Below are 22,318 nucleotides of genomic sequence, written 5' to 3' on the forward strand. Positions count from 1 at the left end.
TCGAACCCCGAGGAGAACCCCATGACCAGCACCGCCCACACCCCCGCCACCGTCGCCGACCTCACCGGAACCTGGACCATCGACCCCACGCACACCCGCATCGGCTTCGTCGCCCGGCACGCGATGGTCACCAAGGTCCGCGGCGCCTTCAACGAGTTCGAGGGCACCGCCGTCGTCGACGGCGACGACTTCGCCAGGACCGCCGTCAACCTGACCATCAAGGCGACCAGCATCGACACCCGCAACGAGCAGCGCGACGGCCACCTGAGGAGCAACGACTTCCTCGCGATGGACGACCACCCCGAGATCACCTTCGTCTCCACCGGCGTCGCCCAGACCGCCTCGGGCCTCGAGCTCACCGGCGACCTGACCATCAAGGGCACGACGAACTCCGTCACCGTGCCCTTCGACTTCGAGGGCACCGCCACCGACCCGTTCGGCAACCTCCGCGCCGGGTTCGAGGGCTCCGTGGTCATCAACCGGAAGGACTACAGCATCACCTGGAACGCCGCGCTCGAGACCGGCGGCGTGCTGGTCAGCGAGAAGATCACCCTCGAGTTCGAGGTCTCCGCGATCAAGAACGCCTGACCCAGCGCCACCGACGCACCCGGAGATCGGCATGGGGCCGGCCACCGCCGCACCACGGCCGGCCTCCACCGACTCCCGCACCCCAGCCCTCCGGACCGCACCGAACAGGACAGCCGTCATGAGCACCGTGAACCTCACCGAGAACGTCGACGTACGCCGCGCCGAGGACCGCTTCAAGAGCCGGTTCGGTTGGCTGGACTCGAAGCACTCCTTCTCCTTCGGTCAGCACTTCGACCGCAGCAACACCCACCACGGGCTGCTGCTGGTCAACAACGATGACGTCGTCGACGCCGGCACCGGCTTCGACACCCACCCGCACCGCGACATGGAGATCGTCACCTGGGTGCTCGAGGGCTCCCTGGTGCACCAGGACTCCACCGGCCACAACGGGATCATCTACCCCGGGCTGGCGCAGCGGATGAGCGCCGGCCGCGGCATCCTGCACTCGGAGAAGAACGACTCCTGGACCATCGGCGGCGAGGCCCACCAGGACCCCGTGCACTTCGTGCAGATGTGGGTCGTGCCCGATGAGGAGAGCATCGTGCCGGGCTACGAGCAGCTCGAGATCGACCACGAGCTCCTGTCCGGCTCGCTGGTGCCGGTGGCCTCCGGGATGGAGAAGCACGACGGCGCCTCCGCGATCCGGATCCAGAACAAGTACGCCGCCCTGCACGTCGCCCGCCTCCAGCCCGGCCAGTCGGTCGAGCTGCCCGAGGCGCCGTTCCTGCACCTCTTCGTGCCCCGCGGCTCGGTCTCGCTCGAGGGCGCCGGCGCCCTGACCACGGGCGACGCCGTCCGGTTCACCGCCACGGGCGGCCAGAAGGTCACCGCGACCGAGGCCGCGGAGATCCTCGTCTGGGAGATGCACGCGACCGTCGCGGCCTGACCAGCTGCTGCCCCACCGACCGCACCACGACCGCGGCGGACGGTCGGTGAGTGCACCAGATGGGCGGTTCCGACGCCCGGGCCGCGCTCTTCCGGACCAGCGGGCCGCCCGCGAACATGGACCTCGCCACCGAGAGCCTCTCGGGGCCCTGCTGCTGAACGACCCCTACCCGGGTCGACCCGGCGCCTGAGCCTCGACCACCCGCGAAAGGGCATGCCCGTGATCACCGTCCGCGACAACCGCGAGAAGAACCGCTACGAGATCCACGACGGCGACCAGCTCGCCGGGTTCACCGACTACAAGCTCACCTCCGCCAAGATCGCGTTCACCCACACCGAGGTCGATCCGGCGTTCGGTGGCCGTGGGCTGGCCCGCCGGCTGGTGGAGTTCGGGCTCGACGACGCGCGCGAGCGTGGCCTGGCGGTGCTGCCGTTCTGCCCCTACGTGCGCAAGGTGATCGCCGCCGACCCCGAGAAGTGCCTCGACCTCGTCCCGGCCAAGGACCGCGACCGGTTCGACCTCCCCGCAGCCGAGGACCCGGCGTGACGACCGAGGTGCTCGGCGTCCACGACCGGAGCGTGACCACCCAGTAGTAGCCGACCCGGCGCAAATATCTCGCCGAGTCGGCCCACATCCTCCGTCGAGTCGGCGCCGGTCCCCTCGGGCCGGACGCCCCGACAGGAGGGGACCGGTCGGTGGCTCCCTGCGGACTGCTGGACGGTGCAGAAGCGACTGCTGGGTGGTGCGAAAGTGACCGGTCGGTGGTGCAAAAGTGACCGCTCGGCGGTGGGGGTCAGAGGTGGGACTGGACGCCGGCGAGGAGCTGGCGGGCCATCACGATCCGCTGGACCTGGTTGGTGCCCTCGTAGATCTGGGTGATCTTGGCGTCGCGCATCATCCGCTCGACGGGGTAGTCGCGGGTGAAGCCGTAGCCACCGAGCACCTGGACGGCGTTGACGGTGACCTCCATGGCCACGTCGGAGGCGAAGCACTTGGCCGCAGCCCCGAAGAAGGTGAGGTCGGCGTCGCCGCGCTCGGAGCGGCCGGCGGCGGCGTACGTCATCTGCCGTGCGGCCTCCACCTTCATCCCCATGTCGGCGAGCATGAACTGCAGGCCCTGGAAGTCCGCGATGTCCTTGCCGAACTGCTGGCGCTCCTGCGCGTACCCCAGCGCGTAGTCGAGGGCGCCCTGGGCGACGCCGACGGCCTGGGCGGCGATGGTGACGCGGGTGTGGTCGAGGGTCTTCATCGCGGTCTCGAAGCCGGTGCCCTCGGCGCCGATCATCCGATCGGCGGGGATCCGCACGTTGTCGAGGTAGACCTCACGCGTCGGGGAGCCCTTGATGCCGAGCTTCTTCTCGGGGGCCCCGAAGGAGACGCCCTCGTCGGACTTCTCGACCACGAAGGCCGAGATGCCCTTCGACCGCTTCTCGGGGTCGGTGACGGCGATGACGGTGTAGTACTCCGACTCCCCGGCGTTGGTGATCCAGCGCTTGGTGCCGTTGAGCACCCAGTGGTCGCCGTCGCGCACCGCGCGGGTCTTCATCGCCATCGCGTCGGACCCGGCGTCAGGCTCGGAGAGGCAGTAGGAGAAGCCGCCCTCGCCGCGGGCGAGCGCGCCGAGGTACTTCGCCTTCAGCTCCTGGGAGCCGGCGATCTGCAGCGGCAGCGAGCCGAGCTTGTTCACGGCCGGGATCAGCGAGGACGACACGCAGGCACGCGCCACCTCCTCGATGACCAGCACGGTGGCCAGCGCGTCCGCGCCGGCCCCGCCGAACTCCTCGGGCACGTGCGGGGCGTGGAAGTCGGCGGCCTGCAGCGCGGTGGCCGCCTCCCGGGGGAAGCGCGCCTCCTCGTCGACGGCGGCGGCGTACGGCGCCACCTTGGCGTCGCACAGCTCGCGCACGGCCGAGCGGATCGCGCGGTGCTCCTCGGTCAGGGCGTAGAGGTCGCTCGAGGCGTTCACGTCGGCACTCACTTCGCGTCGTAGGTGTAGAAGCCGCGGCCGGACTTGCGACCCAGCAGGCCGGCGTCGACCATCCGGGCCAGCAGCGGCGGCGGGGCGTAGAGGGGCTCCTTGAACTCCTCGTACAGCGACTCGGCCACGGCCTTCGTCGTGTCGAGGCCGATCAGGTCGGCGAGGGCCAGCGGGCCCTGCGGGTGCGCAGCGCCCAGCACCAGGCCCTGGTCGATGTCCTCGGCCGAGGCGAAGCCGGACTCCATCATCCGGATGCCGGAGAGGATGAAGGGCACCAGCAGGGCGTTGACCACGAAGCCGGCCCGGTCCTGGCACAGGATCGAGCGCTTGCCCAGCAGGTCCTCGACGAAGCTGCGCGCGGTCTCGGTGGTCGTCTCCGAGGTCAGCAGGCTGGGCACCAGCTCGACGAGCTTGAGCACCGGCACCGGGTTGAAGAAGTGGATGCCGAGCACCTGCTGGGGCCGCGAGGTGACGACCCCGAGCTTCATGATCGGGATGGAGGAGGTGTTGGAGGCCAGGATCGCGTCCGGAGCGGTGACGATCTCGTCCAACCGCTTGAAGAGGTCGACCTTGACGGCCTCGTCCTCGACGATCGCCTCGATGACGAGGGTGCGGTCGGCGAGCGCGTCGAGCTCGGTCTCCACCCGGATCCGCTGGAGCACCTCGTCGACGGAGTCGACCTTGCCGCGCGACTCCGCACGCTTCAGCGACGCCTCGAGGCGCGAGCGGCCGGCGTCGGCGGCAGCCTGGCTCGACTCGACGACGACCACATCGAGGCCGGCACGTGCCGAGACCTCGGCGATGCCCGCACCCATCAGGCCGCATCCCACGACCCCGACCTTCTGACCTGGCTCCATGTGTCCTCCACCGCTCGATTTGGTACTCAGTACCGTACTCTCGGGATCGAGTCTCACCAACACTGGGAGGATCCATGCCGGACACGAGCCCCGCGCCGACGCCCGCACCACGCGACCGGCTGCGCGCGGCGGCCTTCCAGCTCTTCGAGGAGCGGGGGTACGACGAGACGACGGTCGGCGACATCGCCGAGGCCGCCGGCGTGGGCCGGACCTCCTTCTTCCGCGCCTTCCGCTCCAAGGAGGACGTGATCTTCCCCGAGCACGCCGACCTCCTCGATCGGATCGGGGCCCGGCTGGCCACCGCCACAGCGCCGGGAGCGGCCACGCTCATCGGCGTCACCGAGGCCACCCGGATGGTCCTCGAGCACTACCTGCAGGACGGTGACGTCGCCCGCGCCCGCTACCGGCTGACCCGCACGGTCCCGGCACTTCGGGACCGCGAGCTGGCCAGCACCCTGCAGTACCACCGCGTCTACCGCGACGCCCTGCGCACCTGGACCGGCGAGGTGCCCGGGGAGGACCTGCGCGCCGAGCTGCTCGCGGCCGCCGTGGTGACCGCCCACAACCACGTGCTGCGCCGCTGGCTGCGCGGGACCATCGATGCCGCCCGGGCGGTCGCCGAGCTGGAGGTCGCGCTGGACCAGGCCGTGGCGCAGTCGCTCGGCGGCGACCCGGCCCCGCCCGCGGGTGGCGGGACCGCCATCGTGGTGCTGCGCACGCCGCACGACGTGGACGCGGTGCTGCCGGCACTGCGCCGGGCCCTTGCTGGCGATCCGGCCGGCGACCCGGCTGGTGACCCGGCCGAGGACGGGCACGGAGACCGACGCCACTGACCGGACGCCCCATTCACCCGCGCGGGGCGGGACCCGGTGGGACGATCAGGTCACCATGAGCACCGAGGACCAGGACGCACAGCCGGGCGACGACCTCTTCGACCGCTGGCTCTCGCACCGCGAGCACACCGCCGAGGACCCCGCGGCACGTCCGCGCACCTACGGCGTCCTGCGCACCACCCCGTCCGACCGGCGGCCCCGCCGTGAGTCGCCCGAGCGCTCCGACGCGGCCATGGTCGCCACAGACGCCACAGCCACCGCGGACGACGGGGACACCGGGGACACCGGGGGCGGGACCGACGTCGCGACGGCACCGACGCGACCCGCGCCGGGACCTGGGCCCGCCGGCGAGCCCACGCCGGTGGCGGCCGCGGCCGCCTCCGAGATCGGCATCGACCTCACGGCCTTCGAGCCGGTGCTCACCGCGTCGGCCCGTCGCGCCCTGGAGCAGGCCCAGCAGCCCGCGCAGCCGCGCGGGTGGCGCGGCCGCGTACGCCGGCACGCCACGGCACCCGGTGCGCCCGCCGTCGACGACGGGACCGCGACGACCCCCGCCGAGGACGCGCCCCTCGTCGAGGCCGGTCCTGCGGAGCCCGAGCAGGTGCCGGCTCCGCCCGACCACGTCGACGCCGGACGCGAGATCCTCGCCCTCCTGGCCACGCATCCCCCGCAGCCCGAGCCCGATCCCGGGCCCCTTCCCGCACCGGAACCGCTGCCCGACCCGGTCCCCGCACCGGAGCCGCTGCCCGACCCGCCGCCGCTACCGGACCCGGACCCCACCCCGGAACCACTGCCGGCCCCGGACCCCACACCCGCGCCCGCTCCGGCCCGCCCGCCCACGCCGGCACCCGTGCGGATCCCAGCAGGCGCACCAGCGCCCACCCCGGCGCCCGAGCCGGCCGCGCCGTCCCGCCGCGCCACGCTCGTGTCAGCAGCGCGCGCCACCCTCGACCGCGCGGTCTCCGGCGGCCCGGAGGACCGACCGACGAGGCAGCGCGAGGCCCCGACCCGCAGTCCGCGCCCCCCCGCGGAGCCGAGGACGACGCCCGCGCCCGCACCCGCCCCCGCACCCGAGGCGGCCCGTCCTCGACCGGCGTCCACGCCCCCCAGCGAGCTGCAGTCCCCCGGCGGCGTACGGGCGGCGACCGGGGTGCTGCTGGTGGTCGCGCTCATCGCCACCGGGGTCACCGGCTACCTCGCCTACCAGGACCCGGCCGACACCACGCTGGGCATCCTGGGCGTGCTGGCCCTGCTGACCGCCGTCATCTGGGCCGTCCGGGCCGGGGCCAGCCCCACCCGGATGCGCATCGAGCAGGGCCGCCTGGAGATCCAGAGCGCGGCGGGCCGGCACTTCTTCGACCTGGCCAACCCGCACACCTCGATCGAGGTCACGGGGCGCCCCGGGTCGCGGAGGTGGAAGGTCCTCTTCCACCGGCGCGGCATGTCGCCCTTCGTCGTCGACCCCTCCATGGTCGACCCGCACGCCTTCACCGAGCTCCTGCTCCACCACCGCCCCGACCTGACCGGCTGACGCACCGACGGTGAAACGTGTTCTAGTCTGGGTGCGTGGCCGGATACGTGCAGGACGACATCTCCTCCGAGGAGCAGGACCGGCAGCGTGATCTGTACGCGCCGTTCACCGCCGCACTCCGGGGACTGGTCGACGCCGGCATCCGCACCGAGGTCGACGACGACGAGATCCGTGCGGTCCAGGCGGAGGTCGAGGCGCTGACGGAGCGGCTGCGGGTCCGTCAGATCGCCGGTTCCTACGGCGTGCGCTTCAACCAGGAGGGGCGCGGACGGGCCTGGGGCAACGCCGTGGTCGGGGTCCGCAACGCGGTCGCGCCGCCGCTGGTGATCGAGCACGAGGGCGAGACCGGCCGGGTGTGGTCGGACTTCCACCTGGGCGCCGCCTACGAGGGCCCGCCCACGCTGGTGCACGGTGGCGTCTCCGCCCTGATCCTCGACCAGATGCTCGGCGAGGCCGCCGGTGCCGGCAAGCGCCCCGGCATGACCGGCACGCTGACCCTGGTCTACCGGCAGGGCACGCCGCTGGGCCCGCTGCGCGCCGAGGCCTGGATCGACCGCGTGGACGGCATCAAGACCTGGGCCAAGGGCCGCATCCTGGGCCCCGACGGCGTGACCGTCGAGGCCGAGGGGGTCTTCATCCTCCCCAAGTGGGCGCGCCCGGCCTTCGCCGAGCAGGAGTCAGCGACGCAGCCGACCCCGCCGTTCTTCGAGTAGCGCGGTCAGGCGCGCTCGCCCGCGCGGGTGCCGCGCTCCCCCGCGTCGGTCAGCCGGGCCTCCTCGACGGCCTGGGCCTCCAGCACCGCACGGCGCTCCGCGTCGGCACGACGGCGCAGGTCGTCGTACTCGCCGGGCGCAGAGACGAGGTCCGTGGCGCCGCGCTGCAGCCTGGCCAGCGCGCTGCGTCCGAAGATCTGCTGCTCGGTCGCGGTGCGCTCGGAGCGGCCGCGGCCCAGGAACGAGACGAACCAGTGCATGACGGCGCTGACCCGGTTCTTGAAGCCGGTGATGTAGAAGAGGTGCACCGCGAGCCACATCAGCCAGGCGATGAAGCCGGTCAGGCGCAGCCTGCCGACCATGGCGACGGCCCGGAAGCGGCTGATGGTGGCCATCGAGCCCTTGTCGAAGTACTTGAAGGGCTCCTGCGCTGGCTTGCCCTTGAGCCGGCCGTCGATCTCCTTGGCGGCGTACTTCGCGCCCTGGATCGCGACCTGGGCGACACCGGGGAGGTTGTCGAGGGCGATCATGTCGCCGACCACGAACACCTCGGGGTGGCCCGGCAGGGTCAGGTCGGGGTTGACGCCGATGCGTCCCGCACGGTCGAGCGGGGCACCGGTCTGCTCCGAGAGCGTCTTCCCCAGCGGGCTGCCCTGCACTCCGGCGGCCCAGATCTTGGTGACCGCCTCGACCCGGACGGAGCGACCGTCCTTGTAGGACATCTCGAGACCGCGTTCGTCGACGTCGGTGACCATGGCACCGAGCACCACCTCGACACCGAGGGCCTCGAGCTCCTTCTTGGTCCGCTCCCCCAGCTTGGCCCCGAAGGGCGGCAGCACCTGCGAGGCCGCGTCGACGAGGAGGACCCGCGCCTGCCTGGTGTTGATGTGGCGGAAGTCGCGGCGCAACGTGCGGTGGGCCAGCTCGGCGATCTGGCCGGCCATCTCGACGCCGGTCGGACCGGCGCCGACGACGACGAAGGTGAGCAGGTGGTCGACCTCCTCGCCACGGGCGGCCGCGAGCTCGGCCATCTCGAAGGCGCCGAAGATGCGCCCGCGCAGCTCGAGGGCGTCGTCGATGCTCTTCATGCCGGGCGCGAACTCGGCGAAGTGGTCGTTGCCGAAGTAGGACTGCCCGGCCCCGGCAGCGACGATCAGCGAGTCGTACTCCGACACGGTCTCGCGGCCCAGGACCTGCGAGGTGACCCGGCGCTGCTCGAGGTCGATGCCCGTGACCTCGCCCAGCAGCACCGTCGCGTTGTCCTGGGAGCTGAGGACCTCGCGCGTCGGGGGAGCGATCTCGCCCTCGGAGAGGATGCCGGTGGCCACCTGGTAGAGCAGCGGCTGGAAGAGGTGGTGGGTGGTCTTGGCCACCATCGTCACGTCGACGTCGGCGCGTCGCAGGTGCTTGGTGCCGAAGAGCCCACCGAAGCCGGATCCGATCACCACCACCCGGTGGCGTCGTCCCGACTCGGGCGATGCGTCCTGGGTCGCGGTCATGGTGGTCTCACCTCTCGATGTCCCGGGCGACGCCCGGGAGCGGGTCTGCTGGTCTGGCTCGGTCGGTCGTGCGGGGCGCTCGTGCACCGGTCCTGCGACCGGAGCACACCCGGGAACAGCCCTCGGGCACTCCTACCCCATTCTCACGGTCTCAACAGTGGCGCACGACCGCAGCATCCGTCGCCTCGGTCACACTGCCGCGCGCCGACCGGTTCGTGGCAGCCCTCGGGTTTGCCGTGGTGCCAGCCGGGGTATCCAGACCCGTGAGCGGCTTTGCCGTCCATCCGTCGTTGTCCACCGTGGGAGTCCTAGTGCCGCTGAACCGGCCCGCCCTCTCTCTGGGTGCGGGACCCCGCAGCGTTCAGGACGCGCGCCGCTGGGTGGTCGAGACCTGTCACGCCATCGGGCGTACCGAGCTGACCGAGTGCGCCGAGCTGGGTGTCTCCGAGCTGGTCACCAACGCGCTGCTGCACGGCGAGGGGCCGATCCAGGTCCGCGTGCGCGGGACCGCCGAGCACCCCCGCGTCGAGGTCCGGGACGGCTCGCGCGACCGACCGGTGCTGCCGGTCCCGGTCGACGAGGTCGACGAGGACGAGCTGCTGCTGACCTTCGGGCGGGGCCTGAGCATCGTGGCCCGCTCCTCCGACGCCTGGGGCGCCGAGATCGAGGCCGACGGCAAGGTCGTGTGGTTCGCGCCGGCCACCGGGTTCGCCGAGGACGACGGCGTCCAGGGACTCATCACCGGCCTCGAGGAGCTCCCGGACGCGCCGCCGCGCGACCCCGTGCACGTGCGGGTGACCGGGGTGCCCATCGACCTCTACCTGGCCTTCGAGCGGCACTTCAGCGAGCTGCGCCGCGAGGTGCGGCTGCTCGCCCTGGCCCACGAGAGCGACTACCCCCTGGCCAAGGACCTCTCCGACCTGTTCACCGACCTGGCGCGCGAGCTCCGTCACGGCATCGGCCCCGAGGAGATCGCCCAGGCCGACCAGCGTGGGGCGCACACGGCCGACATCGAGGCCGTCGTTCCGACCGGCAGCGCCGCCACCACGGAACGCTTCATCGAGCTGCTCGACCTCGCCGACGAGTTCTGCCGCCAGCAGCGGCTGCTCTCCCTGGCGCGCTCGGAGGAGCAGCGGCGCTTCCAGCAGTGGTACCTCGGCGAGTTCGTCCGGCAGGCCCGCGGCGAGCAGCCGCTGGCCTGGGCGGGCGACGGCTCGTGCTCCGACGCCTGCTGAGCACTCCCCCGCACCACCACTAGGGTCAGCGCGTGAGCCCGCCTGCCTCCTCCGGCGCGTCGACCGGCGCTTCCCCCGGTGTCCCGCACGGGGCATCAGCCCTCGCGGCGGTCGCGATCGGTGGGGCGAGCGGTGCGGTGCTGCGCTGGTCGATCGGCGCCGCCGCCCCCGGCGGTGACGCGGTGCTCGCGGTCACCCTGGTCGTCAACGTGGTGGGGTCCTTCGCGCTGGCGGCCCTGCCCGCCCTGCCCGCCGTACGCCGACGCGCGCTGCTGGAGGTCGGTCTCGGACCCGGCCTGCTCGGCGGGTTCACGACGCTGTCGGCGGCCTCGGAGCAGACCAGGTCGCTCCTCGACGCGGGCCGGGTGCTGTCCGCCGCCGGCTACGTGGCGCTGACGCTCGTGGCGTCCCTGGCCGCCGTCGCCCTGGCGCGGCACTGGTCGGCCCCCCGTGCGGCGGTGGAGCGGTGACCCTGCTCCTCGTCGGTGTCGGCGGCGCCGTCGGCGCGGCGCTGCGCTGGTGGCTCGGCGTCCGGCTGGACGGGGTCCGGCTGCCGCTCGGCACGCTGCTGGCGAACCTGGCCGGCTCGCTGCTGCTGGGGCTGTTCGTGGGCCTGGCGCTGCGCGGACACGCGCTGGCGCTGCTGGGCACCGGCTTCTGCGGTGCGTTGAGCACCTACTCCTCGTTCGCGGTCCAGGCCCACGACCGCGGCCGCCGGGCGGCGGCGTACGTGGTCGTGACGGTGCTGGGCTCGCTGCTGCTCTGCACGCTGGGCTTCGTGGTGGGCGCCGGCCGGTGAGGACCGGGCAGCGCGTCCAGGGACTGCCCGTTCAGGGACTGCGTGGTCAGGCGTAGCCGAGGTCGTGCAACCGGGCGTCGTCGATGCCGAAGTGGTGCGCGATCTCGTGCACCACGGTGATCCGCACCTCGTGCGCGAGCTCGTCCGCGGTGTCGCAGAGGTCCAGCAGCGGGCCGCGGTAGAGGAAGATCCGGTCCGGCAGCCCGGGGGGAGACCAGGAGTCGCGCTGGGTCATCGCCACCCCGTCGTAGAGACCGAGCAGGTCCCGAGGCTCCTCGGGCGGCGGCTCCTCCTCCACCAGCACCACGACGTTGCGCACCAGGGAGGAGAGCTCCTCGGGGATCTCGTCGAGGGCGGCGTCGACCAGCGCATCGAAGCGGGCCGGGTCCGTCACCAGCGGGTCGGAGGGGTCCAGGGGCACGCCTCCATGGTGCCCGACCGGCGGCTGCCGGCGGAGGTCAGTCCGCGTCGTTGGCGCACCGGAAGCCCATGTTGCCGCTGGCGGAGTCCGGGGTGCTGCTCGAACGGGCGGCCACGCGGTAGCGGTGGCAGTAGGAGTCGTGGCACAGGTACGAGCCTCCGCGCACCACCCGGGCACTGCCGCTGTCCGGTCCGCGCGGATCCACGACCGGGCTGACGCGGTAGTACGCCGGGTCGAACCAGTCCGAGCACCACTCCCAGACGTTGCCCGCGGTCTGCCACAGCCCGTGCCCGTTGGCCCGGTAGGTCCTGACCGGCGCTGTAGCCAGGTGACCGTCGTCCTCGGTGTTGGCCCGGGGGAAGTCGCCCTGCCAGATGTTGCACTGCCACCGGCCGCGCGGCGTGAGCTCGTCGCCCCACGCGAAGCGGGCCCCGGCCAGCCCGCCGCGTGCGGCGTACTCCCACTCGGCCTCGGTCGGCAGCCGCTTGCCGGCCCAGGCGCAGTAGGCCACGGCGTCGTGCCAGGTGACGTGCACGACCGGGTGGTTCTGGCGAGCCTGGATGCTCGAGGCCGGGCCGCCCGGGTGGCGCCACGAGGCGCCCCGGACCGCCCACCACCAGGGCGCCTCCGCCACCGGGTGCAGCACGTCGCGGCGGTCCCCCTCGTAGGCGAGGTGGAAGACCGCCGACACGCCGAGCTCCTCCGCCTGGGTGACGTAGCCGGTGTCCTTGCAGAACGTCGCGAACGCCACGTTGGTCACGGCCGTCGCGTCCATCCGGAAGGCCGCGACCTGCACCTCGTGCACCGGGGTCTCCCCGTCGGCGGCGTACCCCTCGTCGAAGGCGTCGCCCATCGCGAAGCTCCCCGCCGGGACCAGCACCTGGCCGCGCGTGCTGCGGGGGCGGGCGGCGACGTCGTCCGCGTGGCGGGCCCGTGCGGGAGCAGGGGCGGCCCGCTGGGCGGGCACGCAGCACGGTGCGGGTCGGGAGTCGCTCACGTGGCTCATCTTCTCGCGCACCCACAAATGCAAGCTGCCCAGGCCTGTGGCCTGGGCAACTTGCTCTTGCTGGCGACCCCGACGGGACTCGAACCCGCGGCCTCCGCCGTGACAGGGCGGCGCGCTAACCAACTGCGCTACGGGGCCATCGCTCACCCGGTGGAACCGAACTGGTGAAGCGTCGGAACTCTAACCCAGGACTGCTTTCTCACCCAATTCGAGGCCGGTCCGCACTGGTGGTGCGGCACCGGACCGGATCGAGCAGTACCCCCAACGGGATTCGAACCCGTGCTACCGCCGTGAAAGGGCGGGGTCCTGGGCCGCTAGACGATGGGGGCCGGACGCGCGACGCATCATACGCGGGCGCCGTCGCTAGGCGGGCGGCAGTGGCCCGAAGACCGGGCCGCCGCCGAACATCCCGCGCGGCGAGACCGGTCGTCCCCCGTCGGGCTCCGCGACGGCGTACTCCTGGGCCAGCTCGGCGGTGATCACTGCCTGACCGGTGCGCGCGTGCAGGTCCGGGTCGGCGGCCAGCGCCGCCAGCACCCGACCCTGCAGCTCCGGGGTCTCGGCGTCGCTGACGGCCACCCCGGCGATGTCCTGGACCCCGCTGGCCAGCAGCTGCTCGGTGCGGACCAGGCCCGGCCACAGCGAGAGCACGCTCACCCCCAGCGGTCGCAGCTCCAGGGCGGCATCGAGGGTCATCTTGTCCAGGGCCGCCTTGGACATGCCGTAGAGCGTGGAGTGCAGGTAGGCGCGGGCGCCCACGGAGGAGATGTTGACGACCAGCCCGCTGCCCTGCTCGATCATCAGCGGTGCCGCTGCGTGCAGGGCGACGAAGTGGGCGCGCAGGCCGATGCCGATCAGGGAGTCCCAGTCCGAGAGCGGGCGCTCCCACAGCCTCGCGGGCCGCGCGTGGTCCATCCGCGGCCCGGCCCAGGCGTTGTTGACCAGCAGGTCGAGGCTCCCGGACGCGGCGGCGACACCCCGCACGAGGGCGGCGACGGCGCCGTCGTCGGTGTGCTCGCAGCGCCACGCCCGTCCCTGGCCGCCGGCGGCGTGGACCCGCGCGACGGTGCCGGCCAGCCGCGCCTCGTCACGTCCCGAGACGTGCACGGTCCACCCGGCCTCGGCCAGCCCGACAGCGATGCCCTGGCCGACGCCCTTGCTGCCGCCGGTGACCAGCGCGACCCGCCCGGTGCCGCTGGCCCCGCTCACGACAGGGTCTCCGTGATGTCGGCGCCCTCGGCCAGCGGCGTCGCCAGCGTCCAGAGGGTGCGCACGTGGCAGGAGCTGATGCGCCACGCACCGTCCTCGACCACGTAGCGGTCGTCGTACTCGATGGTGCTGACCCGCTCCATCCGGTCGGCCAGGGTGACCTGGCGGAACCGCAGCGTCCACCGCCCGCGCGCCTCGGTCCCGGACAGGACCTCGATGTCGGGGTGCAGGCCGTGGTGCATGTCGAGCACCACGTAGGCGCCCTCCCGGCGCTGCAGCGCCATCCGCCGGTAGACCTCGGTGACGCCGTCGGCGTCCTCGAAGCGCCCGATCTTCGGCCCGTAGTCCACGACGGCGCCCCGGGCCACGAACGCGGCCCGGAAGCCCTCGGGGTCCTTGTGGTCGCAGGCCCGCAGGTAGCGGTGCTTCAGCACCTTGATGGCCTCGATCGCCTCGAGCCGGGCGATGCGCTGTTCCAGGGTGGGGGTCATCACCCCATCCTCACCAGCGCGCCCGGGTCCGGCCGGTGCGCTCCCACGAGCCGGGATCGTGCACCACCCAGCGGCGGGCGGGCGCCCGCCGGGCAGGATTTGTCCGGCCCACGACCTGCTGCTGTAAGGTGACGGTCGCTCGGGCAGGTAGCTCAGTTGGTACGAGCGTCCGCCTGAAAAGTGGAAGGTCGGCGGTTCGACCCCGCCCCTGCCCACGAGCAACGCAGGTCTCTGACCTGCGCGAAGGGCCCCACCGGTCTCCGGCGGGGCCCTTCGGCCGTTCCGGGGGCACCCACCCCGCTGTGGGCCGGTCGCTCAGGCCCCCTCGGCCGCGCCGGCCGTCCGCGCCCGGGTCAGCGCGTCGGCCAGGACGCCGAGAGCGGCCTCCCCCACCAGATCGCCGGGCAGCAGCGGCACCTCGAGCAGCGGTACGTCGGCCAGGGCGGCCCGCACCGCGACCAGGTGCGTGTCCTCGACCCGTCGGCGTTGAGCGAGCAGGTCGCCGGCGTCGGCCGGGGAGCGGCGGTTGACGACGAGGCCGCCGACGTCGATGCCCAGCGCGACCAGCTGGCGGTGCAGCTCGAGGGTCTCCGCGACCGGAAGCCGCTCCGCGGTGAGCACCAGGAGGAACGAGGTCGTGGCGGGGTCCTGGACGGCGTCGCGCAGCCCGCCGAGACGGCGACGTCGCGCGACCAGCACCCGGCGCAGCTCGGCGTCGCGGTCGACCTCCCGTGCGGGGCCGCCGCCCAGACCCCGCAGGGCCGCGCCGAAGCGGTCGGCGCGATCGCGGTTGGCCAGCAGGGTCCCGGTCCAGGCGCTCAGCTGCTCGGGCAGGGCCATCAGGCGCAGCGTGTGACCCGTGGGCGCGGTGTCGAAGACGACTGTGTCGTGGCTGGTCAAGCCGTCCTCGACCGCCTCGGCGACCCGCTCCAGCACCGCCGACTCGTGGGTGCCCGGTGCCTCGCGAGCCAGCGCCAGGTGCTGCTCGGCCGCGGCGTGCAACCGCTCCGGCAGCAGGCGCCGCAGGGTGGTGCCGACCGCGCGGAGGTGCCGCTCCACGGTGGCCGCCGGGTCGATCTCCACCCCGTCCACGTGCCCACCCCCGGGGCAGGAGACCACCCGCACCGGATCGTCGCCCAGGGTGCGGTCCCAGACGTGACCGAGGTTGTGCGCGGGATCGGTGGAGACCAGCAGCACCCGCTGTCCGGCACGGGCGCGGGCGAGCGCCGTCGCGGCGGCGACCGAGGTCTTGCCGACGCCGCCCTTGCCGGAGACGAAGAGCACCCGCGGGCCGGGCCCGGTTGCCGGCGCGCTCAACAGCAGCCCAGGTGGTCGAGCGGCGAGCGGTCCATGCCCATCCGCCGGTGCCAGGCGTGGAACTCGTCGTAGGTGGCCGGCAGCAGCTCGGCGGAGTAGTAGGCCGCAGGGTCGGGCACCCCGAGGGACTCCGCGAGGACGACCAGCAGGAACAGGTCGTCCTCCTCCTGGCGGGCCTGGCGGAAGGTACGCCGGTAGGGGCCGGCGTAGAACTCCTCCAGGCCCGCGCGGAAGGCGGCCCAGCGACTCACCCGGGCACCGCTCGCGTCAGGCGCCGCGGATGGCGTCGACCGCGTCGGTGCGGTCGGCGTCGTCGGGCTCCGCCGGCGACCGGCGGGCGTCCAGCATCGCCAGGACCGCCTCGACGGAGACCCAGACCGTGGCCAGCATGATCACCACGTCGATGCCGAGCAGCAGCCAGTCGCTGTCGTCGCGCAGGGTGCCGAGCTGCACGATCGCGGCGTAGAAGGACATCACCAGCACGAACGCCAGCGGGACCAGCGCCGGCCACGGGTTGCGGCGCTTGCGGATCAGCATCACCGCGACGATGGACAGCGTCAGCGAGGCCAGCAGCTGGTTGGTCGTGCCGAACAGCGGCCAGATGCGCATCCCGCCCTCGCCGCCGGCGCCGGCGCTGAAGGTCAGCCCCAGCGCGACGACCAGGACGATGCCGGTCGCGGCGAGCTTGCCGATCCTCATCCCGAGGACCTCGCCGGCCTCCTGCACCACGAAGCGCTGCAGGCGCACGCCGGTGTCCATCGTGGTGGCGGCGAAGAGGACGGCCATCGTGGCCAGGATCGTGGCGCTCAGCGAGGTGGAGATGCCCAGTCCGGCGTTCAGGATCGAGCCGCCACCCTGGACGAAGGCGGTGACACCGCCCTGGTTGAACGCGGTGTAGACCGCCTCCCACTCGGCCAGCGTCGCGTAGCCGGCGGTGGTCGCGAGGATCGCTCCCAGCGCCAGGAGACCCTCGCCGACGGCGCCGAAGTAGCCGACGAACCGGGCGTCGGTCTCCTTGTCGAGCTGCTTGGAGCTGGTGCCCGAGGACACCATCCCGTGGAAGCCGGAGATGGCGCCGCAGGCGATCGTGACGAAGAGCAGCGGGACCAGGTTGGGGGTGCCCTCCGGCACCGACCGGTTGATCGCCGGCGCCACGATGTCGGGCGTGCTGAGCAGCACCGCCCCGTAGAGCAGGCCGAGGCCGATGAAGAGCTGGACCCCGTTGATGTAGTCACGCGGCTGCAGCAGCACCCACACCGGCAGCAGCGAGGCGATGCCGGCGTACAGGAACAGCGCGAGGATCCAGAAGGTGGCCGGCGACATGCCCAGCACCGGGTCGGACAGCTCGATCGGGTAGCGGTCGCCGACGAGGATCAGCGAGTAGAGGGCGGTGACGCCGATGACGGTGGTGGCGAGCAGGTTGATGCGCCAGCGGTAGATCATCTGGCCGACCACGACCGCGACCGCGATGGCGCCCCAGGCCGGGATCACCGACGACGGGGTGGAGATGAGCAGGTTGGTGATCACGACCGCGAACGCCGCGACGACCATCAGCAGCAGCAGGAAGATGACGACGAGGAAGAGGTTGCGGCCCCGGGCCCCGATGTAGCGCCCCGACAACATGCCCATCGAGCGTCCGCGGTTGCGGGCCGAGGCCCACAGCGACCCCAGGTCGTGCATGCCGGCGAAGAAGACGGTGCCGAGGGTGACCCACAGGAACGCCGGCAGCCAGCCCCAGATCACGGCCACGGCCGGTCCGACGATCGGCGCGGCACCGGCCACCGAGGTGAAGTGGTGGCCCCACAGCACGAACTTGTTCGTGGGCACGAAGTCGACGCCGTCGCCGAGCTCGTGCGCCGGAGTGGGGAACCCCGCGTCCAGCTGGTAGATGCGCTGGGCGAGGAACTTCGAGTAGAGCAGGTAGCCACCCAGCAGCATGGCGAGCCCGATCAACAACAACCACAGTGACGTCATGGCCGACCTCCGAGAGAAGTGATGCCGAGGGGCCGGGGATCGAACCGGCCGACTCGCAGCATATGCATCGATCGTGACGGAGGTCACGGCGACGGCCGGCGCGCCGCGCCTCGTCGGGCGGGGCTAGGGTCCCCGCAAGGACACGGTCGAGGCCACGCCAGCCCGCACCGCCCACGCGCGTCCGGCCCGGCGACCCTCGCCCGGTCGGCCCGGCACAGGAGAAGAAGACATGGCCCTGCACGGCTCCCCGCACCCCGCCGCCCCCGGCTCCTCGAACGGCTCCGGGCCCGCTCCGCGGTCCGTGGCCGTCATCGGCGCGGGGATGGTCGGGCTGGCCACCGCCTGGCACCTGCAGGAGCGTGGTGTGCAGGTCACCGTGCTGGAGCGCTCGCGGGTCGCGGCCGGGTCGTCCTGGGGCAACGCCGGCTGGCTGACCCCGGGGCTGACGGTCCCGCTGCCCGACCCCGGCACGCTGCGCTACGGCATCCGCACCGGCTGGCGCCCCTCGTCCCCGCTGTACATCCCGCTGCAGCCGGACCTGCGCCTGGCGCGGTTCCTCACCGGCTTCGCCCGGCACTGCACCAGCGCCCGCTGGGCCGCAGGCACCCACGCCTACTCCCCCATGAACGCCGAGGCGCTCGATGCCTTCGCCGAGCTGGCGGACGCCGGAGGCGCCCCCCGCCCCACGCCGGCGGCACCGTTCCTGGCCGCCTTCCGCACCGAGCACGACCGCGAGCACCTGGTCGAGGCCCTGGACACGATGCGGCGCACCGGCCAGCGCATCGACTACGACCTCCTGGACGCCGCGCAGTCGCGCGCGCTCGAACCCGCCCTCTCCGCCGAGGTGGGCGCCGGGCTGCGCCTGGAGGGCCAGGAGTTCATCGACCCGCCGGCCTACATGGAGGGCCTCGCCGCCAGCGTGCGCGAGCGCGGCGGGTCGGTCCTCGAGGGCTGCGACGTCACCGGGGTCCACGACGAGGGCACCCGGGTCCGGGTGGTGCACACGGGCGGCGTGGAGCGCTTCGACGCCGTCGTGCTCGCCACCGGGGCCTGGCTGGAGAGGCTCGCCGCCCCCCTCGGCGTACGCCGCCTGGTCCAGGCGGGCCGCGGCTACTCGTTCTCGGTCGCCGGGGACGCGGTGCCGGAGCGGCCGGTCTACTTCCCCACCCAGCGCGTGGCCTGCACGCCGATCCGGTCGGCCACCGGCCGGCGGCTGCGCGTGGCCGGGATGATGGAGTTCCGCTCGCCGGACGCCCCGCTGGACCCCCGCCGGATCTCCGCGATCGTCGACGCGGTGCGGCCGCTGCTGACCGGCTTCGACCTCGACGACCGGCAGGACGAGTGGGTCGGCTCGCGACCGGTCACCACCGACGGGCTGCCGCTCATCGGGGCCAGCCGCTCGCCCCGCGTGTTCGTGGGTGGCGGGCACGGGATGTGGGGGGTCGCCCTCGGCCCGCTCACGGGCCGGCTGCTGGCCCAGCAGATGACCACCGGGGTGACGCCGGTGCAGCTGCAGCCGTTCGACCCGCTGCGCTGACCCCCGCGCCGACCCCGCGGGCCACGCCCACCCGTCCGGAGGAGCGCCCGGCTGCCACAGTGGAGGCATGGACGCCGCCCTGACCCTGCTCGCGGGCACGCTGCTGATCGCGGTCATCATCGCGGCCAACGGCTACTTCGTGGCCCAGGAGTTCGCCTACATGGCGGTCGACCGGTCGCGCCTGAAGGCCCTGGCCGGGCAGGGCGACCGGGCCGCGCGCCGGACGCTGCGGATCACCGACCGCACCTCCTTCATGCTCTCGGGCGCCCAGCTCGGCATCACGATCACCGGCCTGCTCGTGGGCTACGTCGCCGAGCCGGTGCTGGGCTCGGCGATCGGCGAGCTGCTCGGCGGGGTCGGCGTACCCACGATGACCGGCGTCCTCGTCGGCACCGTGCTGGTGCTGGTGCTCTCCACCGTCGTGCAGATGCTCTTCGGCGAGCTGTTCCCCAAGAACCTCGCCATCGCCCGGCCCTACCCCGTGGCCCAACGCCTCTCCCGCTCGACACTGCTCTACATCGGGGCGTTCGGGTGGCTGATCCGGGTCTTCGACGCTTCCTCCAACGCGCTGCTGAAGGTGTTGCGCATCGAGCCGGTCCACGACGTGGGGCACTCCGCCAACCTGCACGACCTGCGCCGCATCGTCAGCGTCTCCCGCGACGCCGGCGAGCTGCCGCCGGAGCTGAGCCTGGTCCTGGACCGGATGCTCGACTTCCCCCGACGCCCCGTCTCGCACGCCCTGGTGCCCCGTTCGCGTGTCGACGTGCTGGCGCACGACACACCGCTGGCGCAGGTGCGCGAGGCGATGGAGGGCGGCCACTCGCGCTATCCCGTGCTGGACGAGGAGGGCGACGTGGCGGGCGTGGTGCACCTCGTCGACGTGCTCGAGGCGCTGCACCACGGCACGAGGCACGAGGCGCCGGTGAGCGAGGTGGCCCGTCCGGCAACGGTCCTGCCGACCACGATGCTGCTGCCGGACGCCCTCGGCGCGATGGACGAGAGCGGCGACCAGATGGCCTGCGTCGTCGACGAGTACGGCGGCTTCGTGGGCGTGGTGACCCTCGAGGACCTCGCCGAGGAGGTGGTCGGCGAGATCACCGACGAGCACGACGCCGAGGAGGAGCGGCACATGGTCCTCTCGCAGACGCAGGACCGGTGGACGGTGCGCGGCGACGCCCCGCTCGACGAGGTCGAGCGGGAGCTCGGCGTCGCCCTCCCCGAGGGCGACTACGTGACCGTCGGCGGCCTGGTCATCGCCACCCACGGCGCCCTGCCCCGCGAGGGCGAGCAGCTGGTGGTCCCGCTGCCCGACGACCCCGCCGAGCTGGCCCACGACGACCACCCGCCCCGGCGTCACCTCGAGGTCGAGGTGCTCGAGGTGGCCCGGCACGTGCCGACCCAACTGGCCGTCGCGCTGCGCGTGGCCGAGCACCCTGATCACGTCGGGGACCCCGAGAAGGAGCAGGCCCGATGACCGGCTTCGCCGCCATCCCCGTCACCATCGCGATCATCGCGGCGAGCGCGTTCTTCGTCGCGACCGAGTTCGCGGTCATCGCCGCGCGCCGCACCCGGCTCGAGGCCGCCGCGGCCGACAGCCGCTCCGCCCGCGCGGCGCTGCGCAGCGCCTCGGAGGTGCCGCTGCTGCTCGCCGGCAGCCAGCTCGGGATCACCGCCTGCACGCTGGCCCTGGGGGCGGTGACCAAGCCCGCCGTGGACCACGCGCTGGAGCCGCTGCTCGCCGCCACCGGCCTGCCGACGTACGTCGCGGCCCCGGTGTCGTTCACGCTCGCGCTGCTGCTGGTCACCTTCCTGCACCTCGTCGTCGGCGAGATGGCACCCAAGTCGTGGGCGATCAGCCACCCGGAGCGGTCGGCCACGCTGCTCGCGGTGCCGATGCGTGGCTTCATGTGGGTCTTCCGGCCGGTGCTGGTGCTGCTCAACGAAGCCGCCAACCGGCTCGTGCGCCGGGTCGGGGTGGAGCCCGTCGCCGAGGTCGCGATCGAGCAGGACGCCGACGACCTGCGCGAGCTGGTGCGGCACTCCGCCGAGACCGGCGACCTGGACGCCGGCTCCTCCGCCCAGCTCGTGGGGGCGCTGGCGACCTCCCGGGCCACCGTCGACGAGGTCGTGGGTGAGCGGGAGCTGGCGACCGTCCCGGCCGGGGCGAGCGTCGCCGAGGTGCACGGGCAGGCCCGGGCCACCGGGCACCTGCGCATCCTGGTCGGCACCGCGGAGGCGCCCACCGGCGTGGTCCACGTCCGCGACACCCTCACCGCCGCTGGCGACGACCCGGTCGCGCCGTTCGTGCGCGACCTCCTGCGCCTCGAGGGCGCCACGACCGTCCTCGACGCTCTCTCCACCCTGCGCGCGGAAGGCACCCAGATCGCGCTCGTGGTGCGCACCGGCGCCGCCCCCACGGTCGTCACGATCGCCGACCTGCTCTCGCGGATGATGCCGGCCACCGCCCGGGCCGAACGCGTCGTCGACGCGGACTGACGCACCCCGAGGGGTGAACTCCCGACGCAGTCGGAGCACACGCGTTTCGGCGCCGGCGGGGGCGGGCATGTGCGAGTCACCGCACCCGAGCACAGGAGACGTAGATGAGCGACCAGCGCGCACCGCAGGGCCTGACCGACGAGGAGCTCGCCGCCGAGACCGGCACCGCGCTCCCCGACAAGGAGGTCGTCTCGATCCTCGACCTCAACGCCGATCTCGACCTGGCGATCGACGCCGCCGCCCCCATCGACCTCGGGGTCGCCGCGAACGCCAACGTCGCCGCGCCCATCGACGCGGCTGTGGGCGCCAACATCCTCTCGGAGGGCTCGACCGCGCAGGCCATGGCCGATCAGGGCGCCCTCATCAACCAGAGCGTGGACGCCGACGCGGTGGCCAACGCCCACCAGGACAGCACGCTCGAACAGGGCGGTGCCCCCGACTCCGGCAGCGCGGCGGGGGCCACCACGGACCCGGCCACCACCGCCGCCGGCTCCCCGACCGACGCCGAGTCGACCACCCCCACCTCCCCCGACGCGACCGGCGGGGTCACCGACGCCGTCGACGGCGCGACCGGTGCGGTCGACGGCGCCACGGGCGGCGCGACCGGCGGGCTCACCGACGGACTGGGCGAGACGGCTGGGGACACGGTCGGGGGCGTCACCAGCGGAGCTCCCTCGGCCGCCGACCTGGCCGACGGGAACCTGCTCGACGTCAACGTCGACCTCGCCGCCGACGCGAACATCGCTGCGCCCATCAACGGCGCGGTGGCCGCGAACGCCAACGTGGCCGCGCCGATCGACGCCGCCGTGGCCGCCAACGTCGGATCGGTCGACAGCGAGGCCGTCTCGATCGCCCAGCAGGACGCGATCATCAACCAGAGCATCGAGGGCTCGGCCGAGGCCACCTCCGACCAGTCCTCCGACATCCAGCAGCCCTGACGGCACACCG

23 protein-coding genes and 3 tRNA genes are annotated in these 22,318 nt (G+C 73.2%); 14 read left to right on the forward strand and 12 right to left on the reverse strand.

What is annotated here, in order from left to right:
• Positions 1-21: 21 nt before the first annotated feature.
• The 3 genes from I601_RS04200 (at position 22) to I601_RS04210 (ending at position 2,020) form a co-directional block, all read left to right on the forward strand.
• Entirely contained in the window at positions 22-588 is a 567-nt protein-coding gene (locus tag I601_RS04200) for a YceI family protein (RefSeq protein WP_068106808.1), read from the forward strand.
• Positions 589-706: 118 nt separating this feature from the next.
• Positions 707-1,474 carry a pirin family protein gene (locus tag I601_RS04205; protein ID WP_068106810.1) on the forward strand — a complete coding sequence of 256 codons (768 nt, stop codon included), beginning with the start codon at positions 707-709 and terminating at the stop codon, positions 1,472-1,474.
• Between the two features lie 219 nt (positions 1,475-1,693).
• Positions 1,694-2,020, forward strand: a complete 327-nt coding sequence (locus tag I601_RS04210) for a GNAT family N-acetyltransferase (protein WP_237089544.1) — start codon at positions 1,694-1,696, stop codon at positions 2,018-2,020.
• Between the two features lie 247 nt (positions 2,021-2,267).
• Here I601_RS04210 and I601_RS04215 read toward each other — a convergent pair whose 3' ends face one another.
• The gene (locus tag I601_RS04215) at positions 2,268-3,452 is read right to left on the reverse strand and encodes an acyl-CoA dehydrogenase family protein (RefSeq protein ID WP_418303084.1); all 1,185 of its coding nucleotides are present in this window, start codon (positions 3,450-3,452) and stop codon (positions 2,268-2,270) included.
• The gene (locus tag I601_RS04220) at positions 3,449-4,309 is read right to left on the reverse strand and encodes a 3-hydroxybutyryl-CoA dehydrogenase (protein WP_068106815.1); all 861 of its coding nucleotides are present in this window, start codon (positions 4,307-4,309) and stop codon (positions 3,449-3,451) included. Before I601_RS04220 ends, I601_RS04215 begins: the two co-directional genes overlap by 4 nt.
• 74 nt (positions 4,310-4,383) lie before the next feature.
• On the opposite strand from I601_RS04220, the gene I601_RS04225 reads away from it, so the two are divergent.
• From I601_RS04225 to I601_RS04235, 3 genes are read left to right on the forward strand one after another with little or no spacing between them, the layout of a single operon-like run.
• The gene (locus tag I601_RS04225; protein WP_068106817.1) at positions 4,384-5,142 is read left to right on the forward strand and encodes a TetR/AcrR family transcriptional regulator; all 759 of its coding nucleotides are present in this window, start codon (positions 4,384-4,386) and stop codon (positions 5,140-5,142) included.
• Between the two features lie 55 nt (positions 5,143-5,197).
• A complete protein-coding gene (locus I601_RS04230) occupies positions 5,198-6,673 on the forward strand; it encodes a flagellar biosynthesis protein FlhF (protein WP_068106819.1) in 1,476 nt (491 codons plus the stop codon).
• Between the two features lie 35 nt (positions 6,674-6,708).
• The gene (locus tag I601_RS04235) at positions 6,709-7,386 is read left to right on the forward strand and encodes a PaaI family thioesterase (RefSeq protein ID WP_068106821.1); all 678 of its coding nucleotides are present in this window, start codon (positions 6,709-6,711) and stop codon (positions 7,384-7,386) included.
• 5 nt (positions 7,387-7,391) lie between these two features.
• On the opposite strand, the gene I601_RS04240 is transcribed toward I601_RS04235, so the two are convergent.
• Positions 7,392-8,885: an NAD(P)/FAD-dependent oxidoreductase gene (locus I601_RS04240; RefSeq protein WP_068106823.1), complete on the reverse strand. Its 1,494-nt coding sequence runs from the start codon at positions 8,883-8,885 to the stop codon at positions 7,392-7,394.
• A gap of 311 nt (positions 8,886-9,196) precedes the next feature.
• Between I601_RS04240 and I601_RS04245 the strand changes: the two genes are divergently transcribed.
• Genes I601_RS04245 through I601_RS04255 form a run of 3 tightly spaced genes read left to right on the forward strand, consistent with a single transcriptional unit; the run spans position 9,197 to position 10,919 of the window.
• On the forward strand, positions 9,197-10,120 hold the full coding sequence (locus I601_RS04245; protein ID WP_068106825.1) for an ATP-binding protein: 924 nt from the start codon (positions 9,197-9,199) through the stop codon (positions 10,118-10,120).
• A gap of 32 nt (positions 10,121-10,152) precedes the next feature.
• On the forward strand, positions 10,153-10,590 hold the full coding sequence (locus I601_RS04250; protein ID WP_084527116.1) for a fluoride efflux transporter FluC: 438 nt from the start codon (positions 10,153-10,155) through the stop codon (positions 10,588-10,590).
• Positions 10,587-10,919 (forward strand): fluoride efflux transporter FluC, encoded by a 333-nt coding sequence (locus I601_RS04255; RefSeq protein ID WP_068106827.1) that lies wholly within the window; start codon positions 10,587-10,589, stop codon positions 10,917-10,919. Before I601_RS04250 ends, I601_RS04255 begins: the two co-directional genes overlap by 4 nt.
• A gap of 46 nt (positions 10,920-10,965) precedes the next feature.
• Here I601_RS04255 and I601_RS04260 read toward each other — a convergent pair whose 3' ends face one another.
• From I601_RS04260 to I601_RS04285, 6 genes are all read right to left on the reverse strand, one after another.
• Entirely contained in the window at positions 10,966-11,340 is a 375-nt protein-coding gene (locus I601_RS04260) for a metallopeptidase family protein (RefSeq protein WP_237089546.1), read from the reverse strand.
• Between the two features lie 37 nt (positions 11,341-11,377).
• Positions 11,378-12,337, reverse strand: a complete 960-nt coding sequence (locus I601_RS04265; RefSeq protein ID WP_169834657.1) for a formylglycine-generating enzyme family protein — start codon at positions 12,335-12,337, stop codon at positions 11,378-11,380.
• 70 nt (positions 12,338-12,407) lie between these two features.
• A tRNA-Asp gene (locus tag I601_RS04270) sits at positions 12,408-12,484 on the reverse strand.
• Between the two features lie 118 nt (positions 12,485-12,602).
• Positions 12,603-12,675, reverse strand: a tRNA-Glu gene (locus I601_RS04275).
• Between the two features lie 34 nt (positions 12,676-12,709).
• Positions 12,710-13,555 carry an SDR family NAD(P)-dependent oxidoreductase gene (locus I601_RS04280; RefSeq protein ID WP_068106829.1) on the reverse strand — a complete coding sequence of 282 codons (846 nt, stop codon included), beginning with the start codon at positions 13,553-13,555 and terminating at the stop codon, positions 12,710-12,712.
• Entirely contained in the window at positions 13,552-14,046 is a 495-nt protein-coding gene (locus I601_RS04285) for a nuclear transport factor 2 family protein (protein ID WP_068106831.1), read from the reverse strand. Before I601_RS04285 ends, I601_RS04280 begins: the two co-directional genes overlap by 4 nt.
• A gap of 141 nt (positions 14,047-14,187) precedes the next feature.
• Between I601_RS04285 and I601_RS04290 the strand changes: the two genes are divergently transcribed.
• Positions 14,188-14,261, forward strand: a tRNA-Phe gene (locus tag I601_RS04290).
• Positions 14,262-14,361: 100 nt separating this feature from the next.
• Here the strand turns inward: I601_RS04290 and I601_RS04295 are convergent.
• Genes I601_RS04295 through I601_RS04305 form a run of 3 tightly spaced genes read right to left on the reverse strand, consistent with a single transcriptional unit; the run spans position 14,362 to position 17,337 of the window.
• Complete coding sequence (locus I601_RS04295) at positions 14,362-15,363, reverse strand: ArsA family ATPase (protein WP_157519874.1); 1,002 nt, start codon at positions 15,361-15,363, stop codon at positions 14,362-14,364.
• Positions 15,360-15,614 carry a cory-CC-star protein gene (locus tag I601_RS04300; RefSeq protein ID WP_068106835.1) on the reverse strand — a complete coding sequence of 85 codons (255 nt, stop codon included), beginning with the start codon at positions 15,612-15,614 and terminating at the stop codon, positions 15,360-15,362. The genes I601_RS04295 and I601_RS04300 overlap by 4 nt, the downstream gene beginning before the upstream one ends.
• Positions 15,615-15,630: 16 nt before the next feature.
• Complete coding sequence (locus I601_RS04305) at positions 15,631-17,337, reverse strand: carbon starvation CstA family protein (protein ID WP_068106837.1); 1,707 nt, start codon at positions 17,335-17,337, stop codon at positions 15,631-15,633.
• Positions 17,338-17,566: 229 nt separating this feature from the next.
• On the opposite strand from I601_RS04305, the gene I601_RS04310 reads away from it, so the two are divergent.
• The 4 genes from I601_RS04310 to I601_RS04325 all read left to right on the forward strand — a co-directional run bounded on the left by I601_RS04310 (position 17,567) and on the right by I601_RS04325 (position 22,308).
• Positions 17,567-18,874 (forward strand): NAD(P)/FAD-dependent oxidoreductase, encoded by a 1,308-nt coding sequence (locus I601_RS04310; RefSeq protein WP_084527120.1) that lies wholly within the window; start codon positions 17,567-17,569, stop codon positions 18,872-18,874.
• Positions 18,875-18,941: 67 nt separating this feature from the next.
• Positions 18,942-20,348 carry a hemolysin family protein gene (locus I601_RS04315; protein WP_068106838.1) on the forward strand — a complete coding sequence of 469 codons (1,407 nt, stop codon included), beginning with the start codon at positions 18,942-18,944 and terminating at the stop codon, positions 20,346-20,348.
• A complete protein-coding gene (locus tag I601_RS04320; protein ID WP_068106840.1) occupies positions 20,345-21,370 on the forward strand; it encodes a CNNM domain-containing protein in 1,026 nt (341 codons plus the stop codon). The genes I601_RS04315 and I601_RS04320 overlap by 4 nt, the downstream gene beginning before the upstream one ends.
• A 104-nt stretch (positions 21,371-21,474) precedes the next feature.
• Positions 21,475-22,308, forward strand: coding sequence for a peptidoglycan-binding protein (locus I601_RS04325; protein WP_068106843.1), 834 nt, complete (start codon positions 21,475-21,477; stop codon positions 22,306-22,308).
• The last annotated feature ends 10 nt before the right edge of the window (positions 22,309-22,318 follow it).

Source organism: Nocardioides dokdonensis FR1436 (genome assembly GCF_001653335.1).
GTDB classification, from domain to species: domain Bacteria; phylum Actinomycetota; class Actinomycetes; order Propionibacteriales; family Nocardioidaceae; genus Nocardioides; species Nocardioides dokdonensis.